At 64.9% G+C, this 26,689-nt stretch carries 23 protein-coding genes and 2 pseudogenes; 9 read left to right on the forward strand and 16 right to left on the reverse strand.

Features of this window, described 5'->3' with window-relative positions; translation table 11 throughout:
* Positions 1-45: 45 nt before the first annotated feature.
* The 6 genes and pseudogenes from AB0323_RS17205 to AB0323_RS17230 form a co-directional block, all read right to left on the reverse strand.
* Complete coding sequence (locus AB0323_RS17205) at positions 46-1,050, reverse strand: LacI family DNA-binding transcriptional regulator (protein ID WP_366178398.1); 1,005 nt, start codon at positions 1,048-1,050, stop codon at positions 46-48.
* Positions 1,051-1,132: 82 nt separating this feature from the next.
* Positions 1,133-1,750, reverse strand: coding sequence for a DUF5666 domain-containing protein (locus AB0323_RS17210; RefSeq protein ID WP_366178399.1), 618 nt, complete (start codon positions 1,748-1,750; stop codon positions 1,133-1,135).
* Positions 1,751-2,002: 252 nt separating this feature from the next.
* Entirely contained in the window at positions 2,003-3,511 is a 1,509-nt protein-coding gene (gatB, locus tag AB0323_RS17215; RefSeq protein WP_364532183.1) for an Asp-tRNA(Asn)/Glu-tRNA(Gln) amidotransferase subunit GatB, read from the reverse strand.
* A complete protein-coding gene (gene gatA / locus AB0323_RS17220; RefSeq protein WP_366178400.1) occupies positions 3,511-5,067 on the reverse strand; it encodes an Asp-tRNA(Asn)/Glu-tRNA(Gln) amidotransferase subunit GatA in 1,557 nt (518 codons plus the stop codon). The genes gatB and gatA overlap by 1 nt, the downstream gene beginning before the upstream one ends.
* A gap of 4 nt (positions 5,068-5,071) precedes the next feature.
* Positions 5,072-5,368: an Asp-tRNA(Asn)/Glu-tRNA(Gln) amidotransferase subunit GatC gene (gatC, locus tag AB0323_RS17225; RefSeq protein ID WP_078105822.1), complete on the reverse strand. Its 297-nt coding sequence runs from the start codon at positions 5,366-5,368 to the stop codon at positions 5,072-5,074.
* Between the two features lie 146 nt (positions 5,369-5,514).
* A pseudogene (locus AB0323_RS17230) lies at positions 5,515-5,952 on the reverse strand (SLC13 family permease); the annotation flags it as partial.
* On the opposite strand from AB0323_RS17230, the pseudogene AB0323_RS17235 reads away from it, so the two are divergent.
* Positions 5,949-6,212: pseudogene (locus AB0323_RS17235) on the forward strand (helix-turn-helix domain-containing protein); the annotation flags it as partial. The pseudogenes AB0323_RS17230 and AB0323_RS17235 sit on opposite strands and share 4 nt — an antisense overlap.
* A gap of 59 nt (positions 6,213-6,271) precedes the next feature.
* Here AB0323_RS17235 and AB0323_RS17240 read toward each other — a convergent pair.
* Entirely contained in the window at positions 6,272-6,652 is a 381-nt protein-coding gene (locus AB0323_RS17240) for a RidA family protein (RefSeq protein WP_366178401.1), read from the reverse strand.
* Between the two features lie 57 nt (positions 6,653-6,709).
* Positions 6,710-7,222 carry a GNAT family N-acetyltransferase gene (locus tag AB0323_RS17245; protein WP_366178402.1) on the reverse strand — a complete coding sequence of 171 codons (513 nt, stop codon included), beginning with the start codon at positions 7,220-7,222 and terminating at the stop codon, positions 6,710-6,712.
* Positions 7,223-7,518: 296 nt separating this feature from the next.
* Between AB0323_RS17245 and AB0323_RS17250 the strand changes: the two genes are divergently transcribed.
* Complete coding sequence (locus AB0323_RS17250; protein ID WP_366178403.1) at positions 7,519-8,874, forward strand: LLM class flavin-dependent oxidoreductase; 1,356 nt, start codon at positions 7,519-7,521, stop codon at positions 8,872-8,874.
* Positions 8,875-8,963: 89 nt separating this feature from the next.
* On the opposite strand, the gene AB0323_RS17255 is transcribed toward AB0323_RS17250, so the two are convergent.
* The 8 genes from AB0323_RS17255 to AB0323_RS17290 all read right to left on the reverse strand — a co-directional run bounded on the left by AB0323_RS17255 (position 8,964) and on the right by AB0323_RS17290 (position 17,317).
* Positions 8,964-9,791: an inositol monophosphatase family protein gene (locus tag AB0323_RS17255; RefSeq protein ID WP_366178404.1), complete on the reverse strand. Its 828-nt coding sequence runs from the start codon at positions 9,789-9,791 to the stop codon at positions 8,964-8,966.
* The gene (ligA, locus tag AB0323_RS17260; protein WP_366178405.1) at positions 9,788-12,067 is read right to left on the reverse strand and encodes an NAD-dependent DNA ligase LigA; all 2,280 of its coding nucleotides are present in this window, start codon (positions 12,065-12,067) and stop codon (positions 9,788-9,790) included. Before ligA ends, AB0323_RS17255 begins: the two co-directional genes overlap by 4 nt.
* Positions 12,068-12,137: 70 nt before the next feature.
* A complete protein-coding gene (locus tag AB0323_RS17265; RefSeq protein WP_366178406.1) occupies positions 12,138-12,770 on the reverse strand; it encodes a hypothetical protein in 633 nt (210 codons plus the stop codon).
* Positions 12,771-12,913: 143 nt separating this feature from the next.
* The gene (locus AB0323_RS17270; RefSeq protein ID WP_366178407.1) at positions 12,914-13,672 is read right to left on the reverse strand and encodes a protein phosphatase 2C domain-containing protein; all 759 of its coding nucleotides are present in this window, start codon (positions 13,670-13,672) and stop codon (positions 12,914-12,916) included.
* Entirely contained in the window at positions 13,672-14,835 is a 1,164-nt protein-coding gene (locus tag AB0323_RS17275; protein ID WP_366178408.1) for an adenylate/guanylate cyclase domain-containing protein, read from the reverse strand. The genes AB0323_RS17270 and AB0323_RS17275 overlap by 1 nt, the downstream gene beginning before the upstream one ends.
* Positions 14,825-15,460, reverse strand: coding sequence for a PH domain-containing protein (locus AB0323_RS17280; RefSeq protein WP_366178409.1), 636 nt, complete (start codon positions 15,458-15,460; stop codon positions 14,825-14,827). Before AB0323_RS17280 ends, AB0323_RS17275 begins: the two co-directional genes overlap by 11 nt.
* Positions 15,453-16,370: a biotin--[acetyl-CoA-carboxylase] ligase gene (locus tag AB0323_RS17285; RefSeq protein WP_366178410.1), complete on the reverse strand. Its 918-nt coding sequence runs from the start codon at positions 16,368-16,370 to the stop codon at positions 15,453-15,455. Before AB0323_RS17285 ends, AB0323_RS17280 begins: the two co-directional genes overlap by 8 nt.
* A gap of 47 nt (positions 16,371-16,417) precedes the next feature.
* Positions 16,418-17,317 carry an NAD(P)-dependent oxidoreductase gene (locus AB0323_RS17290; RefSeq protein ID WP_366178411.1) on the reverse strand — a complete coding sequence of 300 codons (900 nt, stop codon included), beginning with the start codon at positions 17,315-17,317 and terminating at the stop codon, positions 16,418-16,420.
* Between the two features lie 210 nt (positions 17,318-17,527).
* Between AB0323_RS17290 and AB0323_RS17295 the strand changes: the two genes are divergently transcribed.
* The 7 genes from AB0323_RS17295 (at position 17,528) to AB0323_RS17325 (ending at position 26,667) form a co-directional block, all read left to right on the forward strand.
* The gene (locus tag AB0323_RS17295) at positions 17,528-19,111 is read left to right on the forward strand and encodes an acyl-CoA carboxylase subunit beta (protein WP_284980961.1); all 1,584 of its coding nucleotides are present in this window, start codon (positions 17,528-17,530) and stop codon (positions 19,109-19,111) included.
* A complete protein-coding gene (locus AB0323_RS17300; protein ID WP_366178412.1) occupies positions 19,108-19,350 on the forward strand; it encodes an acyl-CoA carboxylase epsilon subunit in 243 nt (80 codons plus the stop codon). Before AB0323_RS17295 ends, AB0323_RS17300 begins: the two co-directional genes overlap by 4 nt.
* Before the next feature lie 142 nt (positions 19,351-19,492).
* Complete coding sequence (locus AB0323_RS17305) at positions 19,493-21,178, forward strand: DUF885 domain-containing protein (protein WP_366178413.1); 1,686 nt, start codon at positions 19,493-19,495, stop codon at positions 21,176-21,178.
* A 285-nt stretch (positions 21,179-21,463) separates the two neighbouring features.
* The gene (locus AB0323_RS17310; protein WP_366178414.1) at positions 21,464-22,876 is read left to right on the forward strand and encodes a dicarboxylate/amino acid:cation symporter; all 1,413 of its coding nucleotides are present in this window, start codon (positions 21,464-21,466) and stop codon (positions 22,874-22,876) included.
* 99 nt (positions 22,877-22,975) lie between these two features.
* Positions 22,976-23,395, forward strand: a complete 420-nt coding sequence (locus AB0323_RS17315) for a YbjQ family protein (protein ID WP_366178415.1) — start codon at positions 22,976-22,978, stop codon at positions 23,393-23,395.
* A gap of 43 nt (positions 23,396-23,438) precedes the next feature.
* On the forward strand, positions 23,439-24,101 hold the full coding sequence (locus tag AB0323_RS17320) for a TetR family transcriptional regulator (RefSeq protein ID WP_366178437.1): 663 nt from the start codon (positions 23,439-23,441) through the stop codon (positions 24,099-24,101).
* Positions 24,102-24,144: 43 nt separating this feature from the next.
* Complete coding sequence (locus AB0323_RS17325; protein ID WP_366178416.1) at positions 24,145-26,667, forward strand: MMPL family transporter; 2,523 nt, start codon at positions 24,145-24,147, stop codon at positions 26,665-26,667.
* Positions 26,668-26,689 lie beyond the last annotated feature (22 nt).

Genomic DNA, 26,689 nt, shown 5'->3' on the forward strand with positions numbered 1-26,689 from the left:
GCACGCCGCGGGAATAGGGTCAGGTTCACATTCGGGCGGCGTGGTTCACACCGAGGGCGCTGATTCCCTCACGATGAGCTTCCACGGGAATTCCAGGACGCTCGCCGGTTCATCGGGATTCTCTGCGCGATCGAGCAAAAATGCGGCCAGTCCATCGAAAAAGCCCTCGGGACCGACGGTGGTCAACGACGGCGTCATGCGCTCGCCTTCAGTGGTGTTGCCGATACCGAGGACTTCGATGTCCTCGGGAATGCGGAGTTGCAGCCGTTGGGCCGCGTGGATGGCTGCGATCGCGGCGAAGTCGGTGGTCGCATAGATCGCCGTCGGCCGGTCGGCCCGCTGCAGGAGTCGCAGCGCTGCATCGAAGGCGCTGAGTTCGTCGCGGTCATACGTCTCGACGTAGTCGTCCCGGTAATCCAAACCAGCCTTGGCCAGGCCACGGGTGTAGGCGCCCAACCGGATGTCCATGGTGCTCACCGAATGCCTTGAGGAGATCAGGCAAGCTACCCGGCGGTGCCGCCCGGTGAGGTGATCCACCGCCTGTTCGCAAGACGAACCGGCCAAGGGCCGCACGACGTCGAATCCCTCAGGTTCCATGGTGTCGCTGAAAACCACCAAGCGCTGCAATCTCGCCGCCTGCGCCAGCAGTTCGGCATCCCCGGGCTCTTCGGCGCCGTCGATGAAGGTAACGTCTGCGTTTTGCCGTTTCAGGGCGACCCGCCAGTCGGTATCGGCCAGGATCATGGGCGTAATGCCGCGTTGGGCAGCAGCCGCACCGACGGCGCGGCTCACATCCAGTGCCCATGGATCCGAGATCATGGTCAGCGACAACATGAGCAGGTTCGTTCGTCCGGTGCGGATCGCCCTGGCCGATTGGTTGGGGCGATATCCGAGGGCAAGGGCAGCCTCTTGAACCCGCAGCACGGTAGCGGGGGCCACGCCGGACCCGCTCCTGCTGCCGTCTTTGCCGCTCCTGCCTGAGAGCACGTAGGACACAGTCGCCGTCGAAACCCCGGCTGCCGCCGCCACGGACTTGATCGTGGGGCGCATTCGTCTCCTTCTTGGCTAAGCCGCCGAACCACGGGCGTGGTTCGGCGGTAGTAGCATCATAGCCAGACGACCGGGCGCCGGGTCAGGAAGAAACGCCCCCATAGCCCAGCCGCCGTCCGCCATCATTGGGCGCCGTGGGCAGGGTACCCCCGATAATGCGCGTGGCCGTGACCGTGGTGCCGCTCTTCGTACCGGAGACTGCGACGGTGTCCCCCGCCTTCAGGTCGGTGGCCTTGATGGTTTGGGGCGATGGCCGCCGGCCTTGCATGCCGGTTCCGGAGGCGGGGAGCTTGACGATGGTGGTAGACGGGGTGATCGCGTAACTCTGCGTGAATCCGTCATCGCTCTTCACCGAAATGCTCGAATCGCTGACGGACTGCACAGTGCCCCGCTGCGTCACCAGGGTCGTGTAGCTGCCGTCGCTGTTCTTGACCGTGAACTCACCGTGGATCCCCGGGCCTGCGAGGCCGCGGGGAAGTACCGGGAACGGCCGGCCCTTGCCGGGCGACGGGGTAGCCGGCGAGGTAGCCCCGGGCGGCGGAGTGGCCGGCGATGCCGTGCTTGTGGGCGTCGCAGCCTCTACGTACGAGGGGATGATCTGGCCCGCAGCCCAGACTGCAGCCACACCACCGCCGCTCAGCACGACGGCGATACCGCCGGCGATGAGGGCCTTGCGAAGCCCCGGAGTCATCGTGGACATGGCCGAATCCTTCCTCCGCTCCTCCCCGAGCCGGTAAGGGGCGGGCAGCAAAGAACTGATGACTCCATCATGATCCTTGAAGCTGTGTAGCGGCTGTGGATCCAGACACAACCAGTCCCCACCGCCTCCCTAACCTCGCTTCGCTCGGCCAGGGAACCCGGGCGGCGTGGGCCCGGCAGTTGTTGTCGTTCTGACGGCTCATAACGACAACAACTGCGACCTAGTTGGGGCAGGGTAGGGTGGCGGCGGGGACTAGCCTTCGACGCCGAGCCTCTCCAGGATCAGCTCCCTGACACGGCCGGCGTCGGCCTGCCCGCGGGTAGCCTTCATGACTCCGCCGACGATCGCACCGATGGCCTGAAGCTTGCCGCCGCGGATCTTCTCCGCGACGTCGGGCTGGGCCGCAAGTGCGGCGTCGATCGCTTCCAACAGGGGGCCGTCGTCGGACACAACGGCGAGGCCGCGCTTCTCGACGATCTCCGCCGGGGTGCCCTCGCCGGCGAGGACGCCGTCGAGCACCTGGGAAGCCATCTTGTTGTTGATCTTGCCGCCCTCGACGAGCTTGTTGAGCTCCACGATGGTTTCCGGCGTGACGCCGAGTTCGGAGGGATCGACGTCGGCCGTCTTGGCGCGTCCGACGATCTCGCCCATCCACCACTTACGTGCCACAGAGGCGCTGGCACCGGCGGCGATGGTTTCCTCGATGGAGTCCATGACGCCGGCGTTCACGACGTCGCGGAACTCGAGGTCCGAATAGCCCCAGTCGGCCTGGAGCCGCTTGCGGCGGGCCGCGGGCGGCTCGGGCAGCGTGGCGCGCAGTTCCTCGACCCATTCACGGGACGCGAGGATCGGAACGAGGTCCGGCTCCGGGAAGTAGCGGTAGTCGTCGGCGTCGGACTTTGCCCGGCCCGACGTCGTCGTGCGCGTGTCCTCGTGCCAGTGGCGCGTTTCCTGGACGACCGGCTCGCCGGAGTCCAAAACGGCGGCGTGGCGCTGGATTTCGTAACGGACGGCGTGCTCGACGGCGCGCAGCGAGTTCACGTTCTTCGTCTCGGAACGGATGCCGAAACGTTCGCGGCCGTGCGGGCGCAGGGAGACGTTCGCATCACAACGGACGTTGCCGCGTTCCATCTTGGCGTCGGAAACGCCGAGGTTCTTGACGATTTCGCGCACTGCGGCAACGTAGGCCTTGGCGAGCTCGGGTGCCCGGCTGCCTGCGCCCTCGATCGGCTTGGTGACGATTTCCACGAGCGGAACACCGGAGCGGTTGTAGTCCACGAGCGAGTAGTCGGCGCCCTGGATGCGTCCCGTGGCGCCACCCATGTGGGTGAGCTTTCCGGCGTCCTCTTCCATGTGTGCGCGTTCGATCTCGACGCGGAATACCGTGCCGTCCGAGAGTTCGATGTCCAGGTAGCCGTCGTACGCGATGGGCTCGTCGTATTGGGACGTCTGGAAGTTCTTCGGTGTGTCCGGGTAGAAGTAGTTCTTCCGGGCGAAGCGGCACGACTCGGCGATCTTGCAGTTCAGGGCAAGGCCGATCTTGATGGAGGATTCCACTGCGGTCTTGTTCACCACGGGCAGGACGCCGGGCATGCCGAGATCGACCTCGTTGACGTTGGTGTTCGGCTCGTCGCCGAAGACGTTCGGGGCGGAGGAGAACATCTTGGTCTTGGTGTTGAGCTCCACGTGGACCTCGAAGCCAAGGACGGGATCGTACTTTTCCATGGCCTCTTCGAAGCTGAGGATGGCGTCGGTAGACATCAGTTGGAACCTCCGGCGATGGTGGAGCTGGAACCGAGAACAGGCGCACGGTCCAGCAAGGGGCCGCCCCACTTCTCTTCGAGCAAGGATTCAAGGACAGCGCCCACACGGTACAGTCGGGCGTCCTCGCGGGCAGGCGCCAGCAGCTGAATGCCGACGGGCAGGCCGTCTTCGTCGGCCAGGCCGCCCGGCAGGGACAAGCCCGGGATACCGGCCATGTTCGCCGGGATGGTGGCGACGTCGTTGAGGTACATGGCCAACGGATCGTCGAGCTTCTCCCCCAGCTTGAAGGCCGTGGTGGGAGCCGTCGGCGAAATCAGGACATCGGCCTGCGTGAACGCGGCGTCGAAGTCGCGTTGGATGAGCGTGCGGACCTTCTGCGCGGAACCGTAGTAGGCGTCGTAGTAGCCTGCGCTCAGGGCGTAGGTGCCCAGGATGATGCGGCGCTTGACTTCATCGCCGAAACCGGCGGCGCGGGTAGCGGCCATGACGCGTTCGATTGTCATGGGGCCGTCCTCGGGCAGAACCCGCAGACCGTAGCGCACGCCGTCGAACTTGGCCAGGTTGCTCGAAACCTCGGACGGCATGATCAGGTAGTAGGCGCCCAGCGCGTACTTGAAGTTGGGGCAGGAAACCTCGACGATTTCCGCGCCGGCCTCCTTGAGCAGCTCAAGGGACTCGTTGAAACGGTTCTCGACGCCGGCCTGGTAGCCCTCGCCGTGGAGTTCCTTGATGATGCCGATCTTCATGCCCGTGACGTTGCCCGTCTTGGCTGCTGCAACGAGGGTGTCGAAGGGGTCCGTCAGCGAAGTGGAGTCGAAGGGGTCGTGGCCACCGATGACTTCCTGCAGCAGGGCCGAGTCCAGCACGGTCCGCGAAACGGGGCCGATCTGGTCCAGCGAAGACGCCATGGCAATGGCGCCGTAGCGCGAGACCGCACCGTAGGTGGGCTTCATGCCGACAGTTCCGGTGACGGCGCCTGGCTGACGGATGGACCCGCCGGTGTCCGTGCCGAGGGCCAGGGGAGCTTCGAAAGCTGCGACGGCGGCCGCGGAGCCACCGCCGGAGCCGCCGGGAATGCGGTCCAGGTCCCACGGGTTGCGGGTGGGGCCGTAAGCCGAGTGTTCCGTGGAGGACCCCATGGCGAATTCGTCCAGGTTGGTCTTGCCCAGGATAGGCATCTTCGCTGCGCGCAGCTTCTTGATGACGGTGGCGTCATAGGGGCTGTGCCAGCCCTCGAGGATCTTGGAACCGGCCGTGGTGGGCTGGCCAATGGTGACGATGAGGTCCTTGACGGCGATGGGTACGCCGGCGAGTTCGTGCAGCGCTTCAGCTTCGGCACCGCCGGCGGCGCGGATCGCGTCCACCTCGGCGGCGACGGCGAGCGCTTCTTCAGCGTTGACGTGCAGGAATGCGTTGACTTGCCCATCGACATCCGCGATGCGGTCCAGGTATGCCTGGGTGACCTCGACGGACGTGACCTCGCGCGCGGCCAGCTTGGCGGCCAGCTGTGCTGCGGACAGGCGGATGAGTTCGGAGTTGTTCAATTCAGTCATTCGCTTAGTCCTCATCCAGGATTGCCGGAACCTTGAAGCGGCCCTCGAAGGAATCCGGAGCCCCGGACAACGCCTGCTCAGCCGTGAAGGTGTGGCCCACGACGTCCTCACGGAACACGTTGCTCAACGGAATCGGGTGGGACGTAGCCGGGACATCGTCCCCGGCGGCTTCGCTGACGGACTTCACCGAGTCCACGATGACGGCAAGCTCGCCGGCCATCCTGTCCAGCTCTTCGGCACTCATTTCAATGTGAGCCAGACGCGCAAGATGCGCGACGTCGTCACGGTTGATCGCAGCCATGGATCTCCCCTGCAAAGTTCAAATGGTTTTCCGGACTAGTCTACGTTGGTTGGACGACGAACAACGCGGGGTCACTTACGGTCCATCCGGAGGTCCGGGATGGGCTGTAAGTGACCCCGCGTTGCTTGGTGCGGGTGATCGCTTTGCTACCCGATGCCGATAGCTCCAGTCAGCATGCCTACTGCGAGCATGACGACGGAGATGACCGCCGTGCGCCACAGGACCTTCTTGTGGTGGTCTCCCAGTTCCACCTCGGCCAGCGAGACGAGGAGCAGGATCGCGGGGACCAGGGGGCTCTGGAGGTGGAAGGGCTGGCCGGCGATGGAGGCGCGGGCCATTTCTGCGCCGCTGATGCCGTAGTGCGCGGCGGTTTCGCTCAGGACCGGCAGGACACCGAAGTAGAAGGCGTCGTTGCTCATGAAGAACGTCATCGGGATGCTGAGCAGGCCGGTGATGACGGCCATGAACGGACCCACCTCGGCGGGGATGATGTGGACCAGCCACCGGGACATTTCCTTGACCATGCCGGTGCCGTTGAGGACACCTGTGAGGACAGCCGCGGCCATGACCATGCTGACCACGGCGGGCGCTCGTCGCCGGTGACGTGGCGCCGTCGGGAAAGGCCCGTTCGGCGACCGAAGCGTCAGTGCTGGAGTCCCTGGCGCCGGGGGAACAATACTCGGCCACGGAAGTGGCGGAACGGGTGGGCGTCTCGCGCGCCACGGCGCAACGGTACCTGTCCTCGCTGGGCGACGACGGCGCCGTCGAGATCCAACTGCGGTACGGCACCACGGGCCGCCCGGAACACCGCTACGGCGTCCCCGCGCGAACTGGCAGCAAATGACCCTCCCCGCCGTTTCTGAGGGCATCTGCTGCCAGCTCGCGCCCAACCCTTGATCGTTCTTAGGCGCTCTTCTGGGCTACCAGTTCGATTTCGACCAGCATTTCCGGGTCGAGGAACGGCAGGACGTGGACCAGGGAAAGGGTGGGACCGATCTCGCCGAAGACTTCGCCGTGCGCACGTCCGGCGTCTTCCCACTTGCTGATGTCGGTCAGGTAGAGCTTGGACTGCACGACGTCCTCGTAAGAGAACCCGGCGTCAGCCAGGACCGCTTCGAGCTTTTCGAGGATGTACTTGGTCTGCGAGTAGAAGTCATTGCCCACAATGCCATCGGGGCCACTGGCCGCCGTGGCCGAAATGAAGAGCGTGTTGTCCACCTGGACCGCCCGGGAGTATCCAAGGGTCTGTTCCCAGACCGAACCCGTGCCGAATGTCTTGCGCATGCCGCGCCTTTCTCAGTTTCCGCACCCGGCCCGATGACCGGGGTTTACGAGGAAACTTTATGGCTGGCGGACATCCTGCCGGTAAACGAACAGCTTTATGTCGGTCCCGGGTACGAACCAGTCGCGCTCGGGCTCCCTCTCGAATCCGGTCTTGGCGTAGAGGGCATTCGCGCTTTCCCACGTGGCGCCGGTGGTGAGCGAAACGGCGTTGATGCCATCCATCGAGCGGGCTTGGTCGACTACCGCCTGAACGAGGGCTCGTCCCGCGCCGGAGCGCTGAACCTCCGGGTCAACCACCAAGGTGCGCATTTCGAGTTCGTCCGGAAGGCCAATGTCCGAAAAGTCGCCTCCGGCCTTGGCTGACGTGACGGAGCCGATGACCCTGCTATCGCGCTCGGCGACGAAAACGTCGGCGTGCCGGGCGCGGCCGGCCACATCGCGCAGCTTCTCCAGGTACGGGTGATCCGGGCTGCCGTAGTAGCCAGCGGTCACGTACGACGCCATCGTGATACGGGCTACGGCGGCGTAGTCTTCGGGCAGGGCGGGACGGACAGTAATCTGCGAATGCACTGATCCATGGTAGTCGCGTCCACGGGGGCCGGTGCGCCAAAGCGCCGTTTCCGTGACCGAACTATCACCCCCCAACGCCCGCTCACATACACACCCCCACACCCCAACGCCCGCTCACATACACACCGAGCGAGCATCGGCGGCGCCTGAAACATTGCTGTGCATGGCGCCAGATTGAGTCGGGTTGCGGACGGTGAAGCCTGGTTTCCTGCTGTTGCGGGAAGGTTTCGCGATGCTGGCGCAGGGCGGGTGCCGCGTGGTTGATTGGCGGCCAGGACCCAACGAAAGGAACCCCCATGAGCCCGCAGCAACGCACACTCCACCTCAACGCCTTCCTCATGAGCACCGGCCACCACGAAGCTTCGTGGCGGCTGCCGGAAAGCAACCCGCGCGCCAACACCGACATCCGGCACTACCAAAACCTCGCACAAATCGCCGAGCGCGGCACGTTCGACTCGATCTTCTTCGCCGACTCCCCCGTGATCTTCGGCGACGTCGGACGCCGCCCCGCGGGGAAGCTGGAACCGACGGTGCTGCTCACCGCGATTGCGGCTGCGACCGAAAAGATTGGCCTCATCGCCACGGCGTCCACCACGTACAACGATCCCTTCAACCTGGCCAGGCGCTTCGCCTCGGTGGACTTCGTCAGTGGTGGCAGGGCCGGCTGGAACGTCGTGACCACCGCCGGACCGGAAGCTGCACGCAACTTCGGCATAGATGATCAGCCCGCCCATGCCACCCGCTACGAACGGGCAGCCGAGTTCCTGGAGGTGGCCGCCAAGCTCTGGGACAGCTGGGAGGACGACGCCGTGCTCGCGGACAAGGAGGGCGGCGTCTGGGCAGACTCGGCCAAGGTCCGGCCCATCAATCATGTGGGCAAGCATTTCCGGGTCCAAGGGCCGCTCAATGTGCCGCGCTCACGCCAAGGCCATCCCCTGATTGTCCAGGCGGGCTCCTCCGAGAACGGCAAGGGCCTGGCGGCGAGGTACGCGGAGGCAGTGTTCACCGCCCAGCAAACCCTGGAAGCTGCACAGGCGTTCTACGCTGACCTCAAGGCCCGGACCGTCGCACTCGGCCGGTCAGCTGAGAGCCTCAAGATCCTGCCGGGAATTGTCCCCGTGATCGCCTCCACCCAAGCCGAAGCCCTTTACCTGGAACGCGAATTGGACGAGCTCATCCGGCCCGAATACGCCAGGGCCGAGCTTGCCAGGACCCTCCGGGTGGATCCTGAGGAGCTGCCGCTGGACCGGCAGCTTCCCGCGGATCTCCCGGACGAGGACTCGATCGAAGGAGCGAAGAGCCGCTATACCCTCATTGTGGAGTTGGCCCGCCGCGAGAAACTCACGGTACGGCAACTGATCGGCAGGCTGGGAGGCGGCCGAGGACACCTGACCTTCGCCGGAACGCCGGAGCAAGTCGCCGATGCGATCCAGCTATGGTTCGAAAACGGCGCGGCCGACGGCTTCAACATCATGCCGGCCGTTCTACCGTCGGGTCTCGAGACTTTTGTTGACCAGGTGGTGCCGGTGCTGCGCGAACGCGGGCTGTTCCGCAGCGAGTACAGCGGTGACACGCTGCGCGAACACTACGGCTTGGAACGCCCCGCGAACCGGTTCTCAGCGGTGGGGCCGCTCGCCAATGCCGGCGCCTGACGGGACTCGGACCCCGTCGCCCAAAAAGCCAACATAAGTGAGGGGGCGTCCGCGGGAAACACCACATAAGCGAGCGGGCGTCGCAGGGGCTAGAGCGGGAACTTGCCCGAGAGCTCAAGGGTTCCCGCGCAGGTCCACGCTTCCAAACGGTCCGCATCTGTGGGGCCGCCGTCCAGCGGGCTTCTCAGCCGTGGGCGCCGGACCCAGCATCCGGCTTCCTCGGCGATCAGGGCGCCTGCCGCGTAGTCGTGTTCGTTGAGCCCCCGCTCTCCGAAGGCGTCGTAGGTTCCATCGGCCACAAGGCACAGGTCCAACGCTGCAGAGCCCAACCGGCGGAGGTCGGCAAAGCCTTCCATGAGGTTCCCGAGCCCGGCGAACTGCTCGGCCCTCGTGGCGGGATCGTAGCTGAACCCGGAGGCAACGATCAGCCCGGTGCGGCCCAAAAGCGGTCCGCTCAGCTGGGTGCGCTGCCCGTTTTCTTCAAGCCACGCTCCGTGGCCGCGTGCCGCCGAGTAGATGCGTCCCAGCGCGGGGGCGTTGACGACGCCGGCCAGCCAGACGCCGTCGGCATCCGCAACGGCCACGGACGTGGCGTAGTAGACGATATTACGGATGAAGTTGGTGGTGCCGTCCAGCGGATCGATGGACCATCGATAGCCACTGGGGTGCTCGGGCCGGGTGGTGCCGTGCTCTTCGCCCGTGATGGCGTCGTGCGGGCGGGCTGCCGTGATGGCGCTCCGCACAGCGTTCTCCGCCGCGACGTCGAAGGCCGTCACCCAGTCGCCGGCGTCGCCCTTGTTCACGACGCCGAGGTTCCCGGCCGAGTCGGGGCCGGCAGGCCTGGCTGCGAGCACCTCCGCTCCTGCCGCGGCCGCCGTGCGGGCGACGGCGAGAAGCTCCAAGACATCGGCCGTCATTCGGCGGCGTCCGTGTCCGACGAGGCTTCCATTTCCGCCCTGGCAACAGCGGCGTCTTCATCATCCGGAGCGATGCCGCCGGCTGGTTCCAGGACGCCGTCGAGCAATGCCTTGAAGCCATCCTCGTCCAACACCCGGATGCCGAGCTGCTCAGCCTTGTCCAGCTTGGAGCCTGCGTTCTCTCCGGCCACGACGTAACTGGTGTTCTTGGAAACCGAGCCGGCTGCCTTGCCGCCCCGGATGATGATGGCTTCCTTGGCTTCGTCGCGGCTAAGCGTGGGCAACGAACCCGTCACCACGATGGTGAGGCCTTCGAGGTTCCGCTCGACGCCTGCGTCGCGTTCGTCAACCATGCGCACCCCGGCGGCGGCCCAGCTATCAACGATTTCCTGGTGCCAGTCGACGGCAAACCATTCCTTGAGTGCCGCGGCTATGGTCGGTCCCACCCCGTCAACGTTGGCCAGTTCCTCCTCCGAGGCGGCCCGGATGGCGTCCATGCTCCCCAGGGCCGTAGCCAGCGCCCTGGAAGCAGTGGGGCCGACGTGCCGGATGGACAGGGCAACGAGGACGCGCCAGAGGGGTTGCGTCTTGGCTTTCTCGAGTTCCTTGAACAGTTTCTCCGTGGTGGCCGTGGGTTTTGAAGGGGTCTTGGCGGTGGCCTTGGAATAGAAGTAGGGCACCAGTTCGAACGTTCCCGTGCCCACGCCTTTGGAGCGCTTCTCACGGCGGATGCGGACGTCGGCGAGGTCCTCCGGTCTGAGGCTGAACAACGCCGCCTCGCTGCGCAGGGGCGGAATTTCCGGTTCGGCGGGCTGCGTGAGGGCGATGGCTGCTTCCCACCCCAACGCTTCAATGTCGAAGGCGCCCCTGCTCGCGACGTGGAAGACACGCTCGCGCAGTTGGGACGGGCACGACTTCGCGTTGGGACAGCGGATATCGACGTCGCCTTCCTTCGCCGGAGCCAGCGGCGTGTGGCAGGACGGGCATTCCGTGGGCATCACGAACTCACGCACGGGAGGATCCTGTTGATCACGCAGCGCCAATACCGGCCCGACGATCTCGGGAATGACATCGCCGGCCTTCCGCAGCACCACGATGTCGCCGATCATGACGCCCTTGGCCTTGACCACATCCTGGTTGTGCAGGGTGGCCATCTCCACGGTGGATCCGGCCACCTTGACCGGTTCCATCACCCCGTACGGGGTGACGCGGCCCGTGCGGCCAACGTTGACCTGGATGTCCAGCAGCTTGGTGTGGACTTCCTCCGGCGGGTACTTGTAGGCAACGGCCCAACGAGGAACCCGCGAGGTGTAGCCGAGGGCACGCTGCGTGGCGAAGTCGTCGATTTTGACCACGATGCCGTCGATCTCGTGCAGGAGGTCGTGCCGGTGCTCACCGAAGTGCTTGATGAAGTCCAGGACCTCCTCGAAGGAGTCCAGGACCTTCAGGTACGGGCTGACCGGCAAGCCCCATTCTTCCAGGAGCTTGTACGTTTCCGACTGGCTGGTGGCATCCAGGCCTTCGCGCGCCCCGATGCCGTGGACGAACATCCGCAATGGACGTTTGGCCGTTTCCGCCGGGTCCTTCTGGCGGAGGGAACCGGCCGCGGCGTTGCGGGGGTTGGCCAACGGCGCCTTGCCGGCCTCGATCAGCGCTTCGTTGAATTCGGCGAAAGCCTTGGACGGAATAAAGACTTCGCCCCTGATTTCCACCTCGGACGGATATCCGCTGCCGCTGAGCTGGCGCGGGATCTCCTTGATGGTGAGCACGTTGTGGGTGATGTCCTCGCCCGTGGTGCCGTCTCCGCGCGTGGCGGCACGGACCAGCTTGCCGTCGCGATAGAGCAGGTTCACGGCGAGGCCGTCGATCTTAAGCTCCGTCAGCCATGCAATGCGGGAAGCCGCTGTGCCCAGTCTTTCGACCGAGGCCTCGGCCTTTCGGACCCACGCTTCCAACTCGTCCAGCGTGAAGACATCCTCCAGGCTGTACATCCTCTGAAGGTGCTCGACGGCGGCGAAAGCGGCCGACACCTCTCCGCCCACTTCCTGCGTGGGCGAATCGTTGGACACGAGCTCCGGGTGCAGGGCCTCGAGCTCCTCAAGGCGGCGGTAGAGGGAATCGAACTCGGCGTCCGAAACCGTCGGCGCATCCTCCTGGTAGTACGCGTAGCGGTACTTGCGGACGAGGTCTGCGAGGTTTTCGTACTCTTCCCGTACGGCTTCCGTTGGAACTGCGGTTTCGCTCTCTGCTGTGCTCACGTACCTATCTTGCCGCAAAGCCGCGACAAAATAGGGCCCCCGGACGGGAAGAAGGGACGGGAAGACGGGAAGAAGGGACGAGCAGGAATCAGTGCGTAAAGTGGTGGCGGCTCCACAAAGCGAAGGCAATGCCGCCGGCCGCGACCAAAAGCACGCCGCCCATGATGGCGATCACGGCGAACATATCCGAACCCGGCCCTTTGGCATCGCTCACCGAGGCCGCCTGGGTGGCCTTGAGCCCGTCTTGGATGGGGGTATTCCAATTGGACGACGCCGACGGCGAGGCGCTGCTCGTCGTCGGGCTGTCCGACGGGGTCGCCTGGCTGGAGGCCACCGGAGCCTCCGACGGCGCCACGCCGGGTTCCGGTTCCACCGTCACCTGAGTCACGGGGCCCTGGGCGGGGGCGACAGGCGCGGCCGGCGCGGGTGCCACCGGGGCGGGTTGAACCGGCACGACGACGGGCGGCTTGGAGGGAGCGGGTTCCACGACTTTCGGCTGTGTCGGCGTGGGCTCGGTTGGTGCCGGGTCCGGGGCCGGGGCCGGGGAGGTGGGCGAAACTTGTCCCTGGCCGGGAGCCATGACGGTCTCGGCGTGGGCCGAAAGCAACGGGAAAGCGCACATCACCACAGCCATGGCAATGCCCGCGAGGGCAACGGAGAACGGGCGTCGCACAGCGGCACGGTTCGCGCCGCCAGAGCGCGCGGAGGAGCGTTGGGTCATGTTTACCTCTGCAGGACGGCACGGGCCGCCCGGAGTTGGGGTGGTATTGTCCGGAATCTTCCTACATAGTCCGGGCGTGTCGCAAATCCCGTTCTCCAAAAACCCCATCGGCAGGAGCGTGCGCCGGCCCATTCGCCGTCGTATTACCCGAGTCTGGCATCCACCACGATCGCCGTGACGTTGTCCCGTCCGCCGCTCAGCAACGCCTCCTGGATGAGGGCGTCCACGGCGTCCTGAGGCTTCTCCACCGTGCTCAGGATCCGGAACATGTGCTCGTCGTTCAGCTCCCCCGTGAGTCCGTCCGAGCAGATCAGCATCCGGTCCCCATCCTCGATGGGCAGCAACCAGAAGTCCGGCTCGTTTGCGCCGCCGGTTCCAAGGGCGCGGGTCACTACATGGCGGCGCGGATGCACCATGGCCTCGTCACGCGTGATGCTTCCGGCCTCCACGAGTTCCTGGACTTCCGAATGGTCCACGGTGATCTGCCTGAAATCGCCCCCGCTCAAGCGATACGTCCGCGAATCGCCGATGTTCATGACCAGCCAATACGGGACGCCCATGTGCTCAGCGACGACGACGCCGGTGAGTGTGGTTCCGGCGCGGCCACCTGTGGCATTCCGGATCTGGAAGTCGGCCGCGAAGATGCACTCTTGCATGGCAACAGCGGTCGCCGAGCGGACTCCCGACGCCAATTGCGGCAGGCTGCCGAGAGTACGCACGCACAAGGCGCTGGCAATCTCGCCTGCCTCATGCCCGCCCATGCCGTCGGCCACTGCGAAGACCGGATCCTCCGCAATGAACGAATCTTCGTTGAGTTCCCGGCTGAGTCCGCGGTCCGTCCCGTAGCCATAGCTCAGCGTGAATCCCGGCTCAGGGGCGGTCGATGCGGAGGGTGAATTCATCAGTCGAGAACCAGTCCTTTGCCAAGGCCGCGGGCAAGCCGGACAGGAAGGATTTCCCCGAAGCCACGAACGTTCTCGGCGGCCTGCGGAACCAGGACGAAGCGATCGTCCTGGCCGAGCGCTGCCGCCGTCATCTCGTCCACGAGGACCGTGCCGGGTTCAGCCAAGGCCGTGAGTCGGGCCGCAAGGTTGACGGTGGGGCCGTAGATATCGCCGAGACGGGAAAGGATGCGCCCCCAGACCATGGCCACGCGGGCTTCCGGCAGGATTTCGTCTTCCGTGAAGGCCTGGGCGAGTGCCAGGGAGATCTCAGCGCCGGCGGCCGGCGTCTCGGCGATGTAGAGGACTTCGTCGCCGACAGTCTTGACGAGGCGTCCACCGCCGATGGAGATGATCTCCGCGCATTTGTTCTCGAAGCGCTGGACCAACTGGGCTAGGGTCTTCTCGTTCATGCGGCGTGACAGGCTCGTGTAGGAGACGAGGTCGGCAAAGCCCACGGCGCGTGCCAAGGGCAACGGGGCATCGTCTTCGTCGCCTTCGCGGCCGGCCTCGCTGGCCTGCAAGCCCGCTTCGGCACGGACGGCCAGGCGCTGCACGCCGGCGTTCATCTGGCGGCGCCACGAGTACAGCAGGATCTCTTCCATGGCATCCACGAGGTTGGGCAGTTCGTTGACCAACTGTTTGCGGGCAACCGCGTCGGGAATGCCTTGCTGCACCACCATGTCTTCAATGAGTGCCTCGACTTGCCACACCACCATGCGGTCGGTCATCTGCCCGATGGCGCGCGTCACGGAAATGGCAGCTTCCTCGGTGAGCTTTCCTGCGCGGACAAGGTCAAGGATCGTGGAAAGCGCGGCAAGGTCGCGCTCTGTGAATGCCACGTCCTGGTCGCCGATGTTGGGGAAACCCAGCGCTCGCCATAGTTTCCGGGCCGACAGCAGCGAGACGCCTGCGCCCGCCGCCACTTCGCGTCGCCGGAGTTTGCGTTCGCCGCCCAGCAGCCTTGTTTCCAAAGCCTTGATGGCAAGCCGTTCTGCCGACAGGGCGCCGGTTGGCGGGGACACGACGGGGGGGACCCCCGTTGGTGCCTGGTCCACGGAAGGTTCGGGCACGGCGTCGGGCTCGTGGTCCATGTACTCAGGCTCCTGCTCGTCAACGCTCATCTCTTCCACCTTCTCTCATATCCCAGGGCAACGCGGCACCAGGGTAGTCACCTGGTCCGGCAAAACTGTCAAAATCGCCGGTCTCCGGCACGTCGCCGGGGCCGAACCTGATATTCGTCGGAAGCTCGGCCATGGCATCCAGGATGAAACTTCGAAACCTGCCGACCTCCGGGACGTCGGTGAGGACGGCCGCGCCGGGGTGCCCGGTATCCAAGGATATATTCCCGGAGCGCAATATCCGTTGGAGGAGCGATTGTTCGATCCCCACGCTGCGCACCGCAGCCAGCGGAACCTGCCAGTCGCCCCGGCGAAGCATTCCGAAGCGGGCAACTATCCGGCCGCTTGTCAGGATGTACCGTATGCCGCGCCAGCGGATGAATCGCGGCAGGCTGTAGCCGAGCAGCACAATCGCCACTATCGCCAGGCACGCGGCCACCAACCATTGGGTCCAGTCGCTCGTGATGACCGGAAGCAACTTGCCGGGGCCGCCCTTTACTATCCATGCACAGGCGAACGCGGCCGCAGCGGGGACCAGGATGAATGCCAGGACGGGACCAAAGAGCATCCTGGGCTGCTGCCGCGTGATCACGATGACTTGCTCCCCACGCAGGAGCTCTTTACGCATAACCGCTTTCGGTAGTCCTCAGGTGGACGACGTCGCCGGCGGTCACGACGTGCTCGCGGCCGCCATGGTCCACCACCAAGAGGGAACCATATTCATCCAACCTGGACGCATGCCCCACCAATTCGTGGTCGCCGGGCAGATGCGCCTTCACTTCGCGTCCCAAGGTGACCATGGCGGCTTCCACCCGCTTGTGCAGGGATGAGCCCCCGGCCAATCCCGCGGCAGGGTCGCCGTCGGCATTGCAGAAACTGCGGTAGAGCGCCGCGAAGCGGGACAAATAGTTCTGCAGAAGCAGAGTGCGGTCCGTGGTGGTGGCACCTTCAAGCAGGAGTGAGGTCGCAGTGGGAACAGGCAGTTCATCCTCGGCGAGCGTCACGTTGAGGCCGGTGCCCAGGATCACTGCAGGAACCGACCCGTCACTCACCTGTCCCAACTGTCCCATCTGGGCCAGGATGCCGGCAATCTTCCGGCCTCGGACGAGGACATCGTTGGGCCACTTGATCTCGGCAGGAAGGCCGGCGGTTTCCAAGAGGGTCTCGCGCAAGGCCAGCGCGCCTAGGAGGGACAGCCAGGAGTAGCTCTGGGTCGGGACGGGCAGGCCTTGGGTATTGACAGGACGCAGGACGATCGAAACGGAAATCGCCGAACGCGCGGGAGATTCCCAGTGACGGTCGAGCCGGCCCCGACCCGCCGTCTGGTGCTCGGCGGTGAGGACTGCGAGGTCGGACCATTCCTTGGGCTCGGTGGTGACGGCGCGCAGCAGATCAGCGTTCGTGGAGCCGGTGGTCTCCACGATCTTCAATTGCGAAATACCGGCGGCCGCGAGGAAGTCTGGATGAAGCAGGGCATCACGGTCCAGGCCCGAGCGCGGAGCACGCGGTTCGCTGCTGGCAGGCTGTTCGACATCCATAGACAGAATCCTATCCAGCCAGGCTGGTCCCGGAAGAAGTTGTCCGCTTAGAGGAAGATATCCGGCACCAGCTTCTCCTCCGGCGCCCCCAGGCTGTAGGGCCTGAAGTCTGAAACGCCCGCAGCCCGCAGCACCTGTTCGTCCGTGTAGAAGTTGCCTGTATTACTTGCCGAACCGCCTGAGCCTGCGGTCAGGTTTGACCCGGTCAGGACAGCGTGGGCCGCATCGGCCATGATTTCCGGACCCCTGGAGGCCTGGACGATCTGTGCCCCTCCGGGCATATTTCGGATGGCAGCAGTGTCGATCACCGTGCAGGGCCACAGCGAGTTGACCGACACGCCGTCGTTCTTGAGTTCTTCGGCCAGGCCCAGCGTGGTGAGGCTCATGCCGTACTTGGCCATGGTGTAGGCCAAATGCATGCCGGCCCACTTCGGATCAAGGTTCAACGGCGGGGAAAGAGTCAGGATGTGCGCGTTGTTCGATCTCCGCAGGGCCGGAAGCGCGAGCTTGGACAGCAGGAAGGTGCCGCGGACGTTGATGTCCTGCATGAGGTCATAGCGTTTCATGTCAATTGCGTCGGTGCGGGAGAGATCTATCGCCGAGGCGTTGTTGATTACGACGTCGATTCCGCCAAAGCGTTCGACGGCGGCGGCAACCGCTGCGGCAACGTCGCCGTCGTTGCGGACATCTCCCACAAGCGGTAGCGCCTGTCCGCCGGCTGCTTCCAGCTGCTCGGCGGCTGTGAAGACGGTTCCTTCCAGCTTGGGGTGGGGTTCTCCGGTCTTGGCCATGATGACGATGTTGGCGCCGTCGCGGGCCGCGCGGGTGGCGATTGCCAGGCCGATGCCGCGGCTGCCGCCGGACATGAGGATGGTGCGGCCCTTCAGTGATCCACGCGCCTGGTAGGGAAGGGCAGGGCTTGCAGAAGCGTCGTTGCTTGAGGTCATGAGGACACTGTAGCCCAACTATGTTACTGGCGAGTAACATTGTTCAATGCCCGACTTGAAGTCGGAAAATTGTAGGGTTTCTACAGCGGTCTGTGGCTTTTGCGTCATTAGACTAGCCAACAGGGCCCGCACTTTGTACGGATGCTACTTAAGAGCGCATGCCTAACTAAGCAGTGCCAGCGTAAATCAGCTACAGAGCCGGAGACATTGATGAGCCACGATCTGACAACGACAGCGGGAAAGATTGCCGACTTCCGCGACCGCCAGGCCCGTGCAGAACAACCTTCCGGCCCCGAAGCGATCGAGAAGCAGCATGCCCGCGGCAAGAACACCGCCCGCGAGCGCATCGACATGCTCCTCGACGAAGACTCCTTCGTGGAGTTCGACGCCTTGGCCGTCCACCGCTCCACGGCGTTCGGCATGGAGAAGAAGAAGCCACTCGGCGACGGCGTCGTCTCAGGCTACGGCACCGTTGACGGCCGCCTCGTGGCGGTCTACAGCCAGGAATTCAGCGTCTACGGCGGCTCCCTGAGCCAGGTCAACGGCGAGAAGATCGTCAAGGTCCAGGAATTCGCCCTCCGCAACGGCTGCCCGATGGTGGGCATCAACGACGGCGGCGGCGCGCGCATTCAGGAAGGCGTCGCCTCGCTGGCGATGTTCGCCGACATCTTCCGCAACAACGTCCATTCTTCCGGCGTCGTCCCCCAGATTTCCCTCATCATGGGCCCGTGCGCCGGCGGCGCCGCCTACTCCCCCGCCCTCACCGACTACGTGGTGATGGTGGACAAGACCTCCCACATGTTCATCACCGGCCCCGACGTCATCAAGACCGTCACCGGCGAAGACGTGGACATGGAAACCCTCGGAGGCGCGCGCCAGCACAACGCCACCACAGGCACTGCAACATACCTCGCCAGCGACGAAGCCGACGCGATCGAGTTCGTCCGCGAACTCCTGGACTTCCTGCCGTCCAACAACCTGTCCGAGGCCCCCGTCCTGGAGCACGAGCAGGAACTGGAGCTCGACGACGACGACCTCGCCCTGGACACGCTCATCCCGGACTCCGCCAATCAGCCCTACGACATGCGCAAGGTCATCGAGCAGATCGTGGATGACGCCCATTTCCTCGAAATGCAGTCGCTCTACGCGCCCAACGTGATCATCGGCTACGGCCGGGTTGAAGGCCACACCGTCGGGATCGTGGCCAACCAGCCGATGCAGTTCGCCGGCACCCTGGACATCTCCGCTTCGGAAAAGGCCGCCCGCTTTGTCCGCCACTGCGATGCCTTCAACGTTCCCATCATCACTTTGGTGGACGTCCCCGGCTTCCTGCCCGGCAAGGACCAGGAATTCCAGGGCATCATCCGCCGCGGTGCCAAGCTGCTTTACGCCTACGCCGAAGCCACTGTGCCCAAGCTGACGGTCATCACCCGCAAGGCCTACGGCGGAGCGTACATCGTGATGGGTTCCAAGAAGCTTGGGGCCGACCTCAACCTGGCCTGGCCGACGGCCCAGATCGGCGTCATGGGCGCCCAAGGCGCCGTCAACATCCTGTACCGCCGCGACCTTGCCGCCGTCGCCGAGGCCGGTGGCGACGTCGAAGGCAAGCGTGCCGAGATCATCCGCCAGTACGAGGAAGAACTCCTCAACCCCTACCAGGCAGCCGAGCTTGGCTACGTCGACGCCGTCATCGTGCCTTCGGAGACCCGCATCCAGATCATCAAGGGCCTCCGTGCCCTTCGCGACAAGCGCGCCAGCCTGCCCACCAAGAAGCACGGAAACATCCCCCTGTGAGCCTCGAACAGAACGTTCCCGACCCTGCGGACGCGGCGCCGGCCGAGCCCTTGCTTTCGGTGGTCAAGGGAGACCCGACGCCCGAAGAGCTCGCGGCGCTTGCCGCCGTCGTCGCTTCCCTTGGTTCGCCGGAGGAAGCCGAAACGCCCAAACCGAGCACGCGGCACTGGCTGCGCCGACAGCAACTGCGCATGGACCCCATGCCGGGGCCGGGCGCCTGGAAGCGCAGCCGGGGCTGACTCCCCGCGCTAGCCCAACTGAGTCGCATTTAATGTCGTTTTGAAGGCTCAAAGCGACATTAAATGCGAGCTAGTTGGGTTGGCCTCCGAGACATCTGCAACAACCCTTTCACAAGAGAGTTGTCGCGGTTAGGCTCGTGGGGTGACTACTCCTAACACAGCTCCGGCACGCCTCCAGACTGCCATCGACGCGGTCGCCGACGCCTACACGGACACCCTTCTTGCCCTCAACCCGACCCTGGCCACCACCCTTGGCCTGCCCGGACACGAAACCGAATACCAGGACTTCTCGCCCGCCGGGGCAGCGGCATTCGCCAAGGCGGCACGCAACACGCTGGACGAGCTGGCCGCGCTCGAACCAGCGGACGCCTCCGACGTCATCACCCTTGACGCGATGCGCGAACGGCTCGGCCTGGCCCTCGAGATCCACGAATCCGGCTGGGACGCCGCGGACCTGAACAATATCGAGTCCCCCGCCCAGACCATCCGCGCGATCTTCGACCTCATGCCCACCGACACGGCCGAACACTGGGAGCACATCGCCGGCCGCGCGGCCAACGTTGCGGAAGCGATTGACGGGTACATCGTTTCCCTTCGCTCGGCCAGGGATGCAGGGAAAGTCTCCGCGGTCCGCCAAGTCAAGATCGTCATCGAACAGACCAGCAAATACGCGGCCGAGGACGGCTTCTTCGCCAAGCTCGCCGCCGAAGCCACCATCGACGGCCAAGCGCTGCCGGCGGAACTGCAGGAAAAGCTCGACGCCGGTGCCGCCGTCGCGCGTTCTGCCTACTTGCGCCTCGCCGCCTTCCTCGAAGCTGAGCTTCTGCCGCATGCACCGGAAAAGGACGCCGTGGGCCGCGAACGCTACGCCCTGGCCTCACGCCTGTTCCTCGGAGCAACCGTGGACCTGGAAGAAACCTACGCCTGGGGTGTGCAGGAACTCGACAGGCTCATTGCCGAGCAGGAACGCGTGGCCGAGCAAATCAAGCCCGGCGCGTCCATCGAGGAGGCCAAAGCCATTCTCGACAACGACCCCGAGCGGCAAATCAAGGGCACCGACGCCCTCAAAGCCTGGATGCAGGAACTCTCAGACCGCGCGGTAGCCGAACTGGCCGACGTCCACTTCGACATCCCGGACGTCATGAAGAAGCTCGAATGCCGCATCGCCCCCACGGACGAAGGCGGCATCTACTACACGGGCCCCTCCGACGACTTCTCCCGGCCCGGCCGCATGTGGTGGTCCGTCCCCGCCGGCGAAGACACCTTCACCACCTGGGCCGAAACCACTACGGTGTTCCACGAAGGCGTCCCCGGCCACCACCTCCAAGTGGCCACCGCCGTCTACCGCCGCGAGCTCCTCAACAACTGGCGACGGAACGTCTGCTGGGTCTCCGGACACGGCGAAGGCTGGGCCCTCTATGCCGAAAAGCTCATGCTGGAGCTCGGCTACCTCAAGGACCCGGGCGACCACATGGGCATGCTGGACATGCAGCGCATGCGTGCCGCCCGCGTGGTGTTCGATATCGGCGTCCACCTCGAGCTGGAAGTTCCAGAACGTTGGGGCAGCGGGACGTGGACCTCGGACAAGGGCTTCGAATTCCTCAAGGCCAACCTTCCCATCAGCGCGGGCCAGCTCCAGTTCGAATTCACCCGGTACCTCGGCTGGCCGGGCCAGGCCCCGTCGTACAAGGTGGGGCAGCGGCTATGGGAGGAAATCCGGGCTGAACTCGAACGCCGCGACGGGTTCGACCTGAAATCCTTCCACACGGATGCGCTGAACATTGGCTCTGTCGGCCTGGATACGCTTCGCCGGGCGCTGCTGGGTTAGTCCGAAGTCTGGCCGCCCTTGGCGACACGCATCCTCGGCGTGCTGCTCCTTCGTCGCTTTGACGCACGCTGCCGGATGCCTGTCGCCAAGGGCTCGGTGCGGAAGGTGCCCGCCGCCAATCGCATCGTGGCTGTTACATTCCCCACATTCCGTCCGGGAATAACTTCATATACGGGTGGATTGGCGGCGAATTCGCAGGGTTCTCTGGTAGTTGGGTGAATTTGAGACCGTAACATTTCTCAACGTCGGGTCGCGGTGGTATTTGCCGGGGCCTAGTTTGTTCCGGTGAGCAATTCATCCAACACTTTGACTTCCGCCGGAAAGACTTCGTCCCGGCTTCCCAAGTGGGCAACGTCCTTCGGCGTCCAGATCATCGCGGCGTTGGTGATCGGCCTGGCCCTGGGCCTCCTGGCCAAAGCCACCGGTAGCACCACGAAGGCTCCCAACGGGCTCGGCGCCACGCTGCAGACCATCGGCTCGAGCTACGTCTCACTGCTGCAGACCGCCGTCGTGCCCTTGATCTTCACCGCAGTGGTGAGTTCGATCGCGAACCTCCGCCAAGTGTCCAATGCGGCGAAATTGGCGTGGAACACCTTGCTCTGGTTCGCCATCACCTCACTCATCGCCGTGATGATCGGGATCGGACTTGGAGTGCTCCTGCAGCCGGGCTCCGGCACTGGCATCACCAAGAAGGCCGAGTACGCCGGAAAGACCGGCGACTGGTGGGCCTTCCTCACCGGCCTCTTCCCCAAGAACTTCCTCGGCATTGGCGCGAGCACGAGCGTCACGGATGGCGTCGCCAGCACCTCGATCAGCTTCAACGTGCTGCAGATCCTGGTGATCGCCATCGCCGTCGGCGTCGCCGCCCTCAAGGTCGGCAAGCAGGCCGAGCCGTTCCTGAACCTCAATGCTTCCGCCCTGGCCGTCATCCAGAAGGTCCTCTGGTGGATCATCCGCATCGCACCGCTGGGCACCATCGGCCTGATCGGCAACGCAGTGGCCGTCTACGGTTGGGACACCATCGGTTCGCTCGGCAAGTTCACGGTGGCCATCTACGCGGGCCTGGTTTTGGTGCTGTTCGTGGTTTACCCCATCTTGGTCAAGTCCCACGGGCTCTCGATCAAGCAGTACTACTCGGGCGTGTGGCCCGCCGTGCAGCTGGCATTTGTCTCGCGTTCCTCGATCGGCACGCTGCCGCTCACGCAGCGCGTCACCGAACGCAACCTCGGCGTTCCGCAGGGTTACGCCTCCTTCGCCGTGCCGCTCGGAGCCACCACCAAAATGGACGGTTGCGCCGCCATCTACCCGGCCGTCGCTGCAATCTTTGTTGCCCAGTTCTTCGGCATCAACCTGGACTTCAGCCAATACCTGCTGATCGTAGTGGTTTCGGTCCTTGGTTCTGCAGCAACGGCAGGCACCACGGGCGCTGTCGTCATGCTCACTCTGACTCTGTCCACCCTGGGACTGCCGCTTGCCGGCGTCGGGCTCCTCCTCGCGATCGACCCCATCCTGGACATGGGCCGCACGGCCGTCAACGTCGCAGGACAGGCGCTGGTTCCGGCCATCGTCGCCAAACGGCAGGGAATCCTGGACGAATCGCTCTACAACGCGCCACGCAAGGGAACGGCGTTCGCGGCCGAGACCGAGTCTCCGGAGGCATCCGGGGACACTCGCGAACTCGCTGACGCCAAGCCCTAGCGGCGGCCCAACGGCGCACGGACGAATCCGCGGGGGGAATACCCTGGGGATTCGTCCTTTTAACCGTGGAAAACGGTGGATTCTGGATAGGCTCTGTCCATGCTGATCGTCACCTCAAACAAGATTCCGGGCCACCGGATCGACGCCGTGTTCGGCGAAGTCATGGGCCTCACCGTCCGCTCCCGGGATCTCGGCTCCCAAATGATTGCCGGCTTCCGCTCCCTCGGCGGCGGCGAGCTGCCCGAAATGACCAAGGCGCTCTATGAAAGCCGCCAGGAAGTCATGGCCCGCATGGTCAACGAGGCACAGCAGCGCGGCGCCAACGCAATCGTCGCCATGCGCTTCGACACGTCCGAGATGGGCGGCAACTGGACCGAGGTGTGCGCCTACGGCACCGCAGTGTTCGCCATCCCCCTGGCCGAAGGCGAGCCCGGCGCAACAGGCCAGTCGATCTACTTGACGAGCACCGCAGCCCGGCAGTCCGCGCAGCCCACCACAGAAGATGCAACCCGATCTTAACTTGCCCTGAGTGCAAAGTTGCACTTAGTGTAAGTATGTGACAATTTCCGACACCGCCGCTGTCCCCTCGCGCCGGGAACAGAACAAACTGGCCACCCGCCAAGCGATCACGGACGCAGCCCTTGCGATGTTGCGCAGCAGGGGCGCCGGCAATTTCACCGTGGAAGATATCGCGGAAGCAGCCGGCGTATCCCGGCGCACCTTCTTCAATTACTTCCCGAGCCTCGAAGCCGCCCTGGCCTCCGTGACCGAGGGCTTCCTGGACCATGCCCTCGAACAATTCCGCCTGCGCCCATCGGAGGAACCCATCCTCGATTCCGCCCGGGCCGCCCTCACGGCGCTGGCAGACCCCATGACGGTTTCCCCCATGGCCGAACTCTTCAGCCTGACCCACGACAACCGTGCCTTGGTGCGTTCCGAACTCGAAGCCTGGGACCACTGCACCACGCAGATCATCGACGCCGCCCGCCTTCGCCTCGGCCCGGATGTCGATGAGCTCTATTTACGGGCCTTGGCCGGGTCGATTATTTCCTGCGGCAAGGCAGCCATGAGCGTCTGGTTCGAGCAACACGGCCCGGATCTTTCCCCGGAATCGCTCGCGAGCCTGCGGCAGCACTTGATCGACGCAATCGGCCTGCTCGGTTCAGGCTTTACGGCACCCGCCCCTCGAAGTCCCGGCGTCGCGCGCCACTCCGCCCGCGACTGACCCACAACACTCGGCATAACCACACCGACAGATCGGTTCCGATATGGCACTCCTGCTCTACCGCCTTGGCAAGTTCTCCTACCGTCACCGCTGGCTGGTGATCTCCCTGTGGCTGGCCGTGCTCGTGGCCGTCGGCGGCTCCGCTGCAGCCTTTCACGGCACCATGTCCAACAACTTCCAGATCCCCGGCACCGAGACCCAGCAGATGCTCGACAAGCTCAAGAAGGACCTTCCGGCCTCCTCGGGCGGTTCCGCAGGGATCGTCTTCGAAGCCGGCGACACCGGATTCACCCAAGCCGGCAAGGACGCCATTGCGTCGGCCCTCGCCCGGCTGGAGAAACTGCCGGATGTGCAGTCCACGGTCAACCCCTTCACGACCCAAGCCACATTGGACAAGGCGCCGTCCGATCTTGCCGCCGGGGAACAGAAAGCGGCAGCCGGGCAGGCTGAACTGGACAAGGCCCGGGCCACCCTCGATGCAGGTGATGCCCAGCTCAAGGCCGCCGAGCAGCAAATGACCGCTGCGGGCATGCCCGCTGCGCAGATCCAGGCCCAGCTCGCCCCGCAGAAGGCCGAACTTCTCGCTGGCCGCCAAAAGCTCGATGCCGGCCAGAAGCAAGCAACTGATGGTGCTGCCGCCCTCGCACTGGCCAAACGCCAGGTGACAGCTTCCCAAGGAATGCGTTTCGTCTCCGAAGACGGCAAAGCGGCGATCGCCCAGGTCCAGTTCAAGACCTCCATCAACGGCCTGACGCCGGCAGTCCGGCAACAAGTCCAGGACATCGTCCACGGAGTCTCCTCAGCAGGTATCACGGCCCTGGCCAGCAAGGAAATCACCGAGGACGTCTCGCAGTTGTTCGGTGTCTCCGAAATCATCGGCATCGCTGTGGCCGCCATCGCCCTCATCGTGATGCTGGGAACGCTTGTCGCCGCGGGCCTACCCCTCCTGATGGCCATCATTGGCGTGGCCGTGGGCGTCGGCGGAACGTTCGCCCTCACCGGCGTCATCGACATGAGCTCCATTTCCCCAATGCTCGCGCTCATGCTGGGCCTCGCCGTCGGAATCGATTACTCGCTCTTCATCGTCAACCGCCACCGCGGGCAATTGCTTGCCGGGATGGACGCGGAAGAATCCGTGGCCCTCGCCACCGGCACCTCAGGCAACGCAGTTCTCTTCGCAGGCCTCACTGTCGTCATCGCGCTTGCCGCATTGGTCGTTCCGGGACTCCCGTTCCTGGCCGTCATGGGCCTGTCGGCCGCCGCGACAGTGGCAGTCGCCGTCGTCGTCTCCCTCACAATGACCCCGGCGGTACTGTCACTGGTCGGCCGCAAACTGATCTCGAAGCGGGCATGGGCCAAGGCGGAGCGCCACAACGCGGAGCCGGAGCACGCCTCGGCGGACCGCGCAGAGGACCAGCGGCGGAGCAGCCGCGGGTGGGGCGGACTGGTGACCCGGCACCCGGTGGTCTCGCTGCTTGCCGGCGTCGTGCTTCTCGGAGTGCTGGCGCTCCCGGCCTCCCAGCTGCGCCTCGCTTTGCCCGACGGCGGTTCGGAACCGGTCGACTCGCAAGCGTTCAAGGCCTATGACCTCACCCGGAAGAGCTTCGGGGAGGGCATGACCGGTCCCATCGTGGTTGTCGGCACGTTCCCGTCCGGACTCAACGACGACCAGGCCAAAGCCAAGCAGTTCGACGTGGCCGACAAGCTGCGCAGCGTCGACAACGTCGTGGCAGCCGTTCCGGTGGCCCTCAGCCCGGATCACCGCACGGCCGTCTTCCAGGTCATCCCCAAGGATGGACCCGCGAGCGCCAGCACCGTCCAGGTGGTCTCGGAACTGCGTGCGAAGGGTTCCGAAATCCAGCAGGCCACAGGCGCCACCATCGGATTGACGGGGCAGACTGCAGGCAACATCGATGTCTCCGCGAAGCTCGGTGCAGCGTTGCCGCCATACTTGGCGATCGTCGTCGGGCTCTCCCTGATCCTCCTGTTGCTGGTGTTCCGCTCGATCGTCGTCCCGCTGCTCGCCACTGGCGGCTTCCTACTCTCGCTCGCGGCAGCGTTCGGCGCCGTGGTGGCCGTGTACCAGTGGGGCTGGCTGGGCACCGTGTTCGACGTGCCCAATCCCGGAGCCGTGCTGAGCTTCCTGCCAATCATCCTGATTGGCGTGCTTTTCGGCCTGGCCATGGACTACCAGGTGTTCATCACCTCCGGCATGCGCGAATCGTTCATGCACGGAGAGAACGCGAAGCAGGCGGTCCGAAGCGGCTTCAACCATGCCTCAGCTGTGGTCACGGCCGCCGCCATCATCATGGTCAGCGTGTTTGCCGGGTTCATCTTCAGCCACCTGACCATGGTCCGGCCGCTCGGTTTCGCTATGGCCTTCGGCGTGCTCGTGGATGCGTTCGTGGTGCGGATGACCATCGTTCCGGCCGTGATGTACCTGTTGGGCGAAAAGGCCTGGTGGCTGCCGCGCTGGCTGTCCCGGATCCTGCCCGACGTCGACGTCGAGGGCGCCAAATTGCAGCGCACGACGGCGGCGGGCGGGGCCAAGGAGCTGGTGCACTGAGCGTCTGGTCGCCATAGCGGCG

The organism is Arthrobacter sp. NPDC080031 (assembly GCF_040702485.1).
GTDB lineage: Bacteria > Actinomycetota > Actinomycetes > Actinomycetales > Micrococcaceae > Arthrobacter.

Bases quoted from the DNA above. Each gene is read 5' to 3' on its own strand.
- AB0323_RS17205 (WP_366178398.1), bottom strand. From the start codon at position 1,050: ATGCGCCCCACGATCAAGTCCGTGGCGGCGGCAGCCGGGGTTTCGACG.
- AB0323_RS17210 (WP_366178399.1), bottom strand. From the start codon at position 1,750: ATGTCCACGATGACTCCGGGGCTTCGCAAGGCCCTCATCGCCGGCGGT.
- gatB (WP_364532183.1), bottom strand. From the start codon at position 3,511: ATGTCTACCGACGCCATCCTCAGCTTCGAAGAGGCCATGGAAAAGTAC.
- gatA (WP_366178400.1), bottom strand. From the start codon at position 5,067: ATGACTGAATTGAACAACTCCGAACTCATCCGCCTGTCCGCAGCACAG.
- gatC (WP_078105822.1), bottom strand. From the start codon at position 5,368: ATGGCTGCGATCAACCGTGACGACGTCGCGCATCTTGCGCGTCTGGCT.
- AB0323_RS17240 (WP_366178401.1), bottom strand. From the start codon at position 6,652: ATGCGCAAGACATTCGGCACGGGTTCGGTCTGGGAACAGACCCTTGGA.
- AB0323_RS17250 (WP_366178403.1), top strand. From the start codon at position 7,519: ATGAGCCCGCAGCAACGCACACTCCACCTCAACGCCTTCCTCATGAGC.
- AB0323_RS17255 (WP_366178404.1), bottom strand. From the start codon at position 9,791: ATGACGGCCGATGTCTTGGAGCTTCTCGCCGTCGCCCGCACGGCGGCC.
- AB0323_RS17265 (WP_366178406.1), bottom strand. From the start codon at position 12,770: ATGACCCAACGCTCCTCCGCGCGCTCTGGCGGCGCGAACCGTGCCGCT.
- AB0323_RS17270 (WP_366178407.1), bottom strand. From the start codon at position 13,672: ATGAATTCACCCTCCGCATCGACCGCCCCTGAGCCGGGATTCACGCTG.
- AB0323_RS17275 (WP_366178408.1), bottom strand. From the start codon at position 14,835: ATGAGCGTTGACGAGCAGGAGCCTGAGTACATGGACCACGAGCCCGAC.
- AB0323_RS17280 (WP_366178409.1), bottom strand. From the start codon at position 15,460: ATGCGTAAAGAGCTCCTGCGTGGGGAGCAAGTCATCGTGATCACGCGG.
- AB0323_RS17285 (WP_366178410.1), bottom strand. From the start codon at position 16,370: ATGGATGTCGAACAGCCTGCCAGCAGCGAACCGCGTGCTCCGCGCTCG.
- AB0323_RS17290 (WP_366178411.1), bottom strand. From the start codon at position 17,317: ATGACCTCAAGCAACGACGCTTCTGCAAGCCCTGCCCTTCCCTACCAG.
- AB0323_RS17295 (WP_284980961.1), top strand. From the start codon at position 17,528: ATGAGCCACGATCTGACAACGACAGCGGGAAAGATTGCCGACTTCCGC.
- AB0323_RS17315 (WP_366178415.1), top strand. From the start codon at position 22,976: ATGCTGATCGTCACCTCAAACAAGATTCCGGGCCACCGGATCGACGCC.
- AB0323_RS17325 (WP_366178416.1), top strand. From the start codon at position 24,145: ATGGCACTCCTGCTCTACCGCCTTGGCAAGTTCTCCTACCGTCACCGC.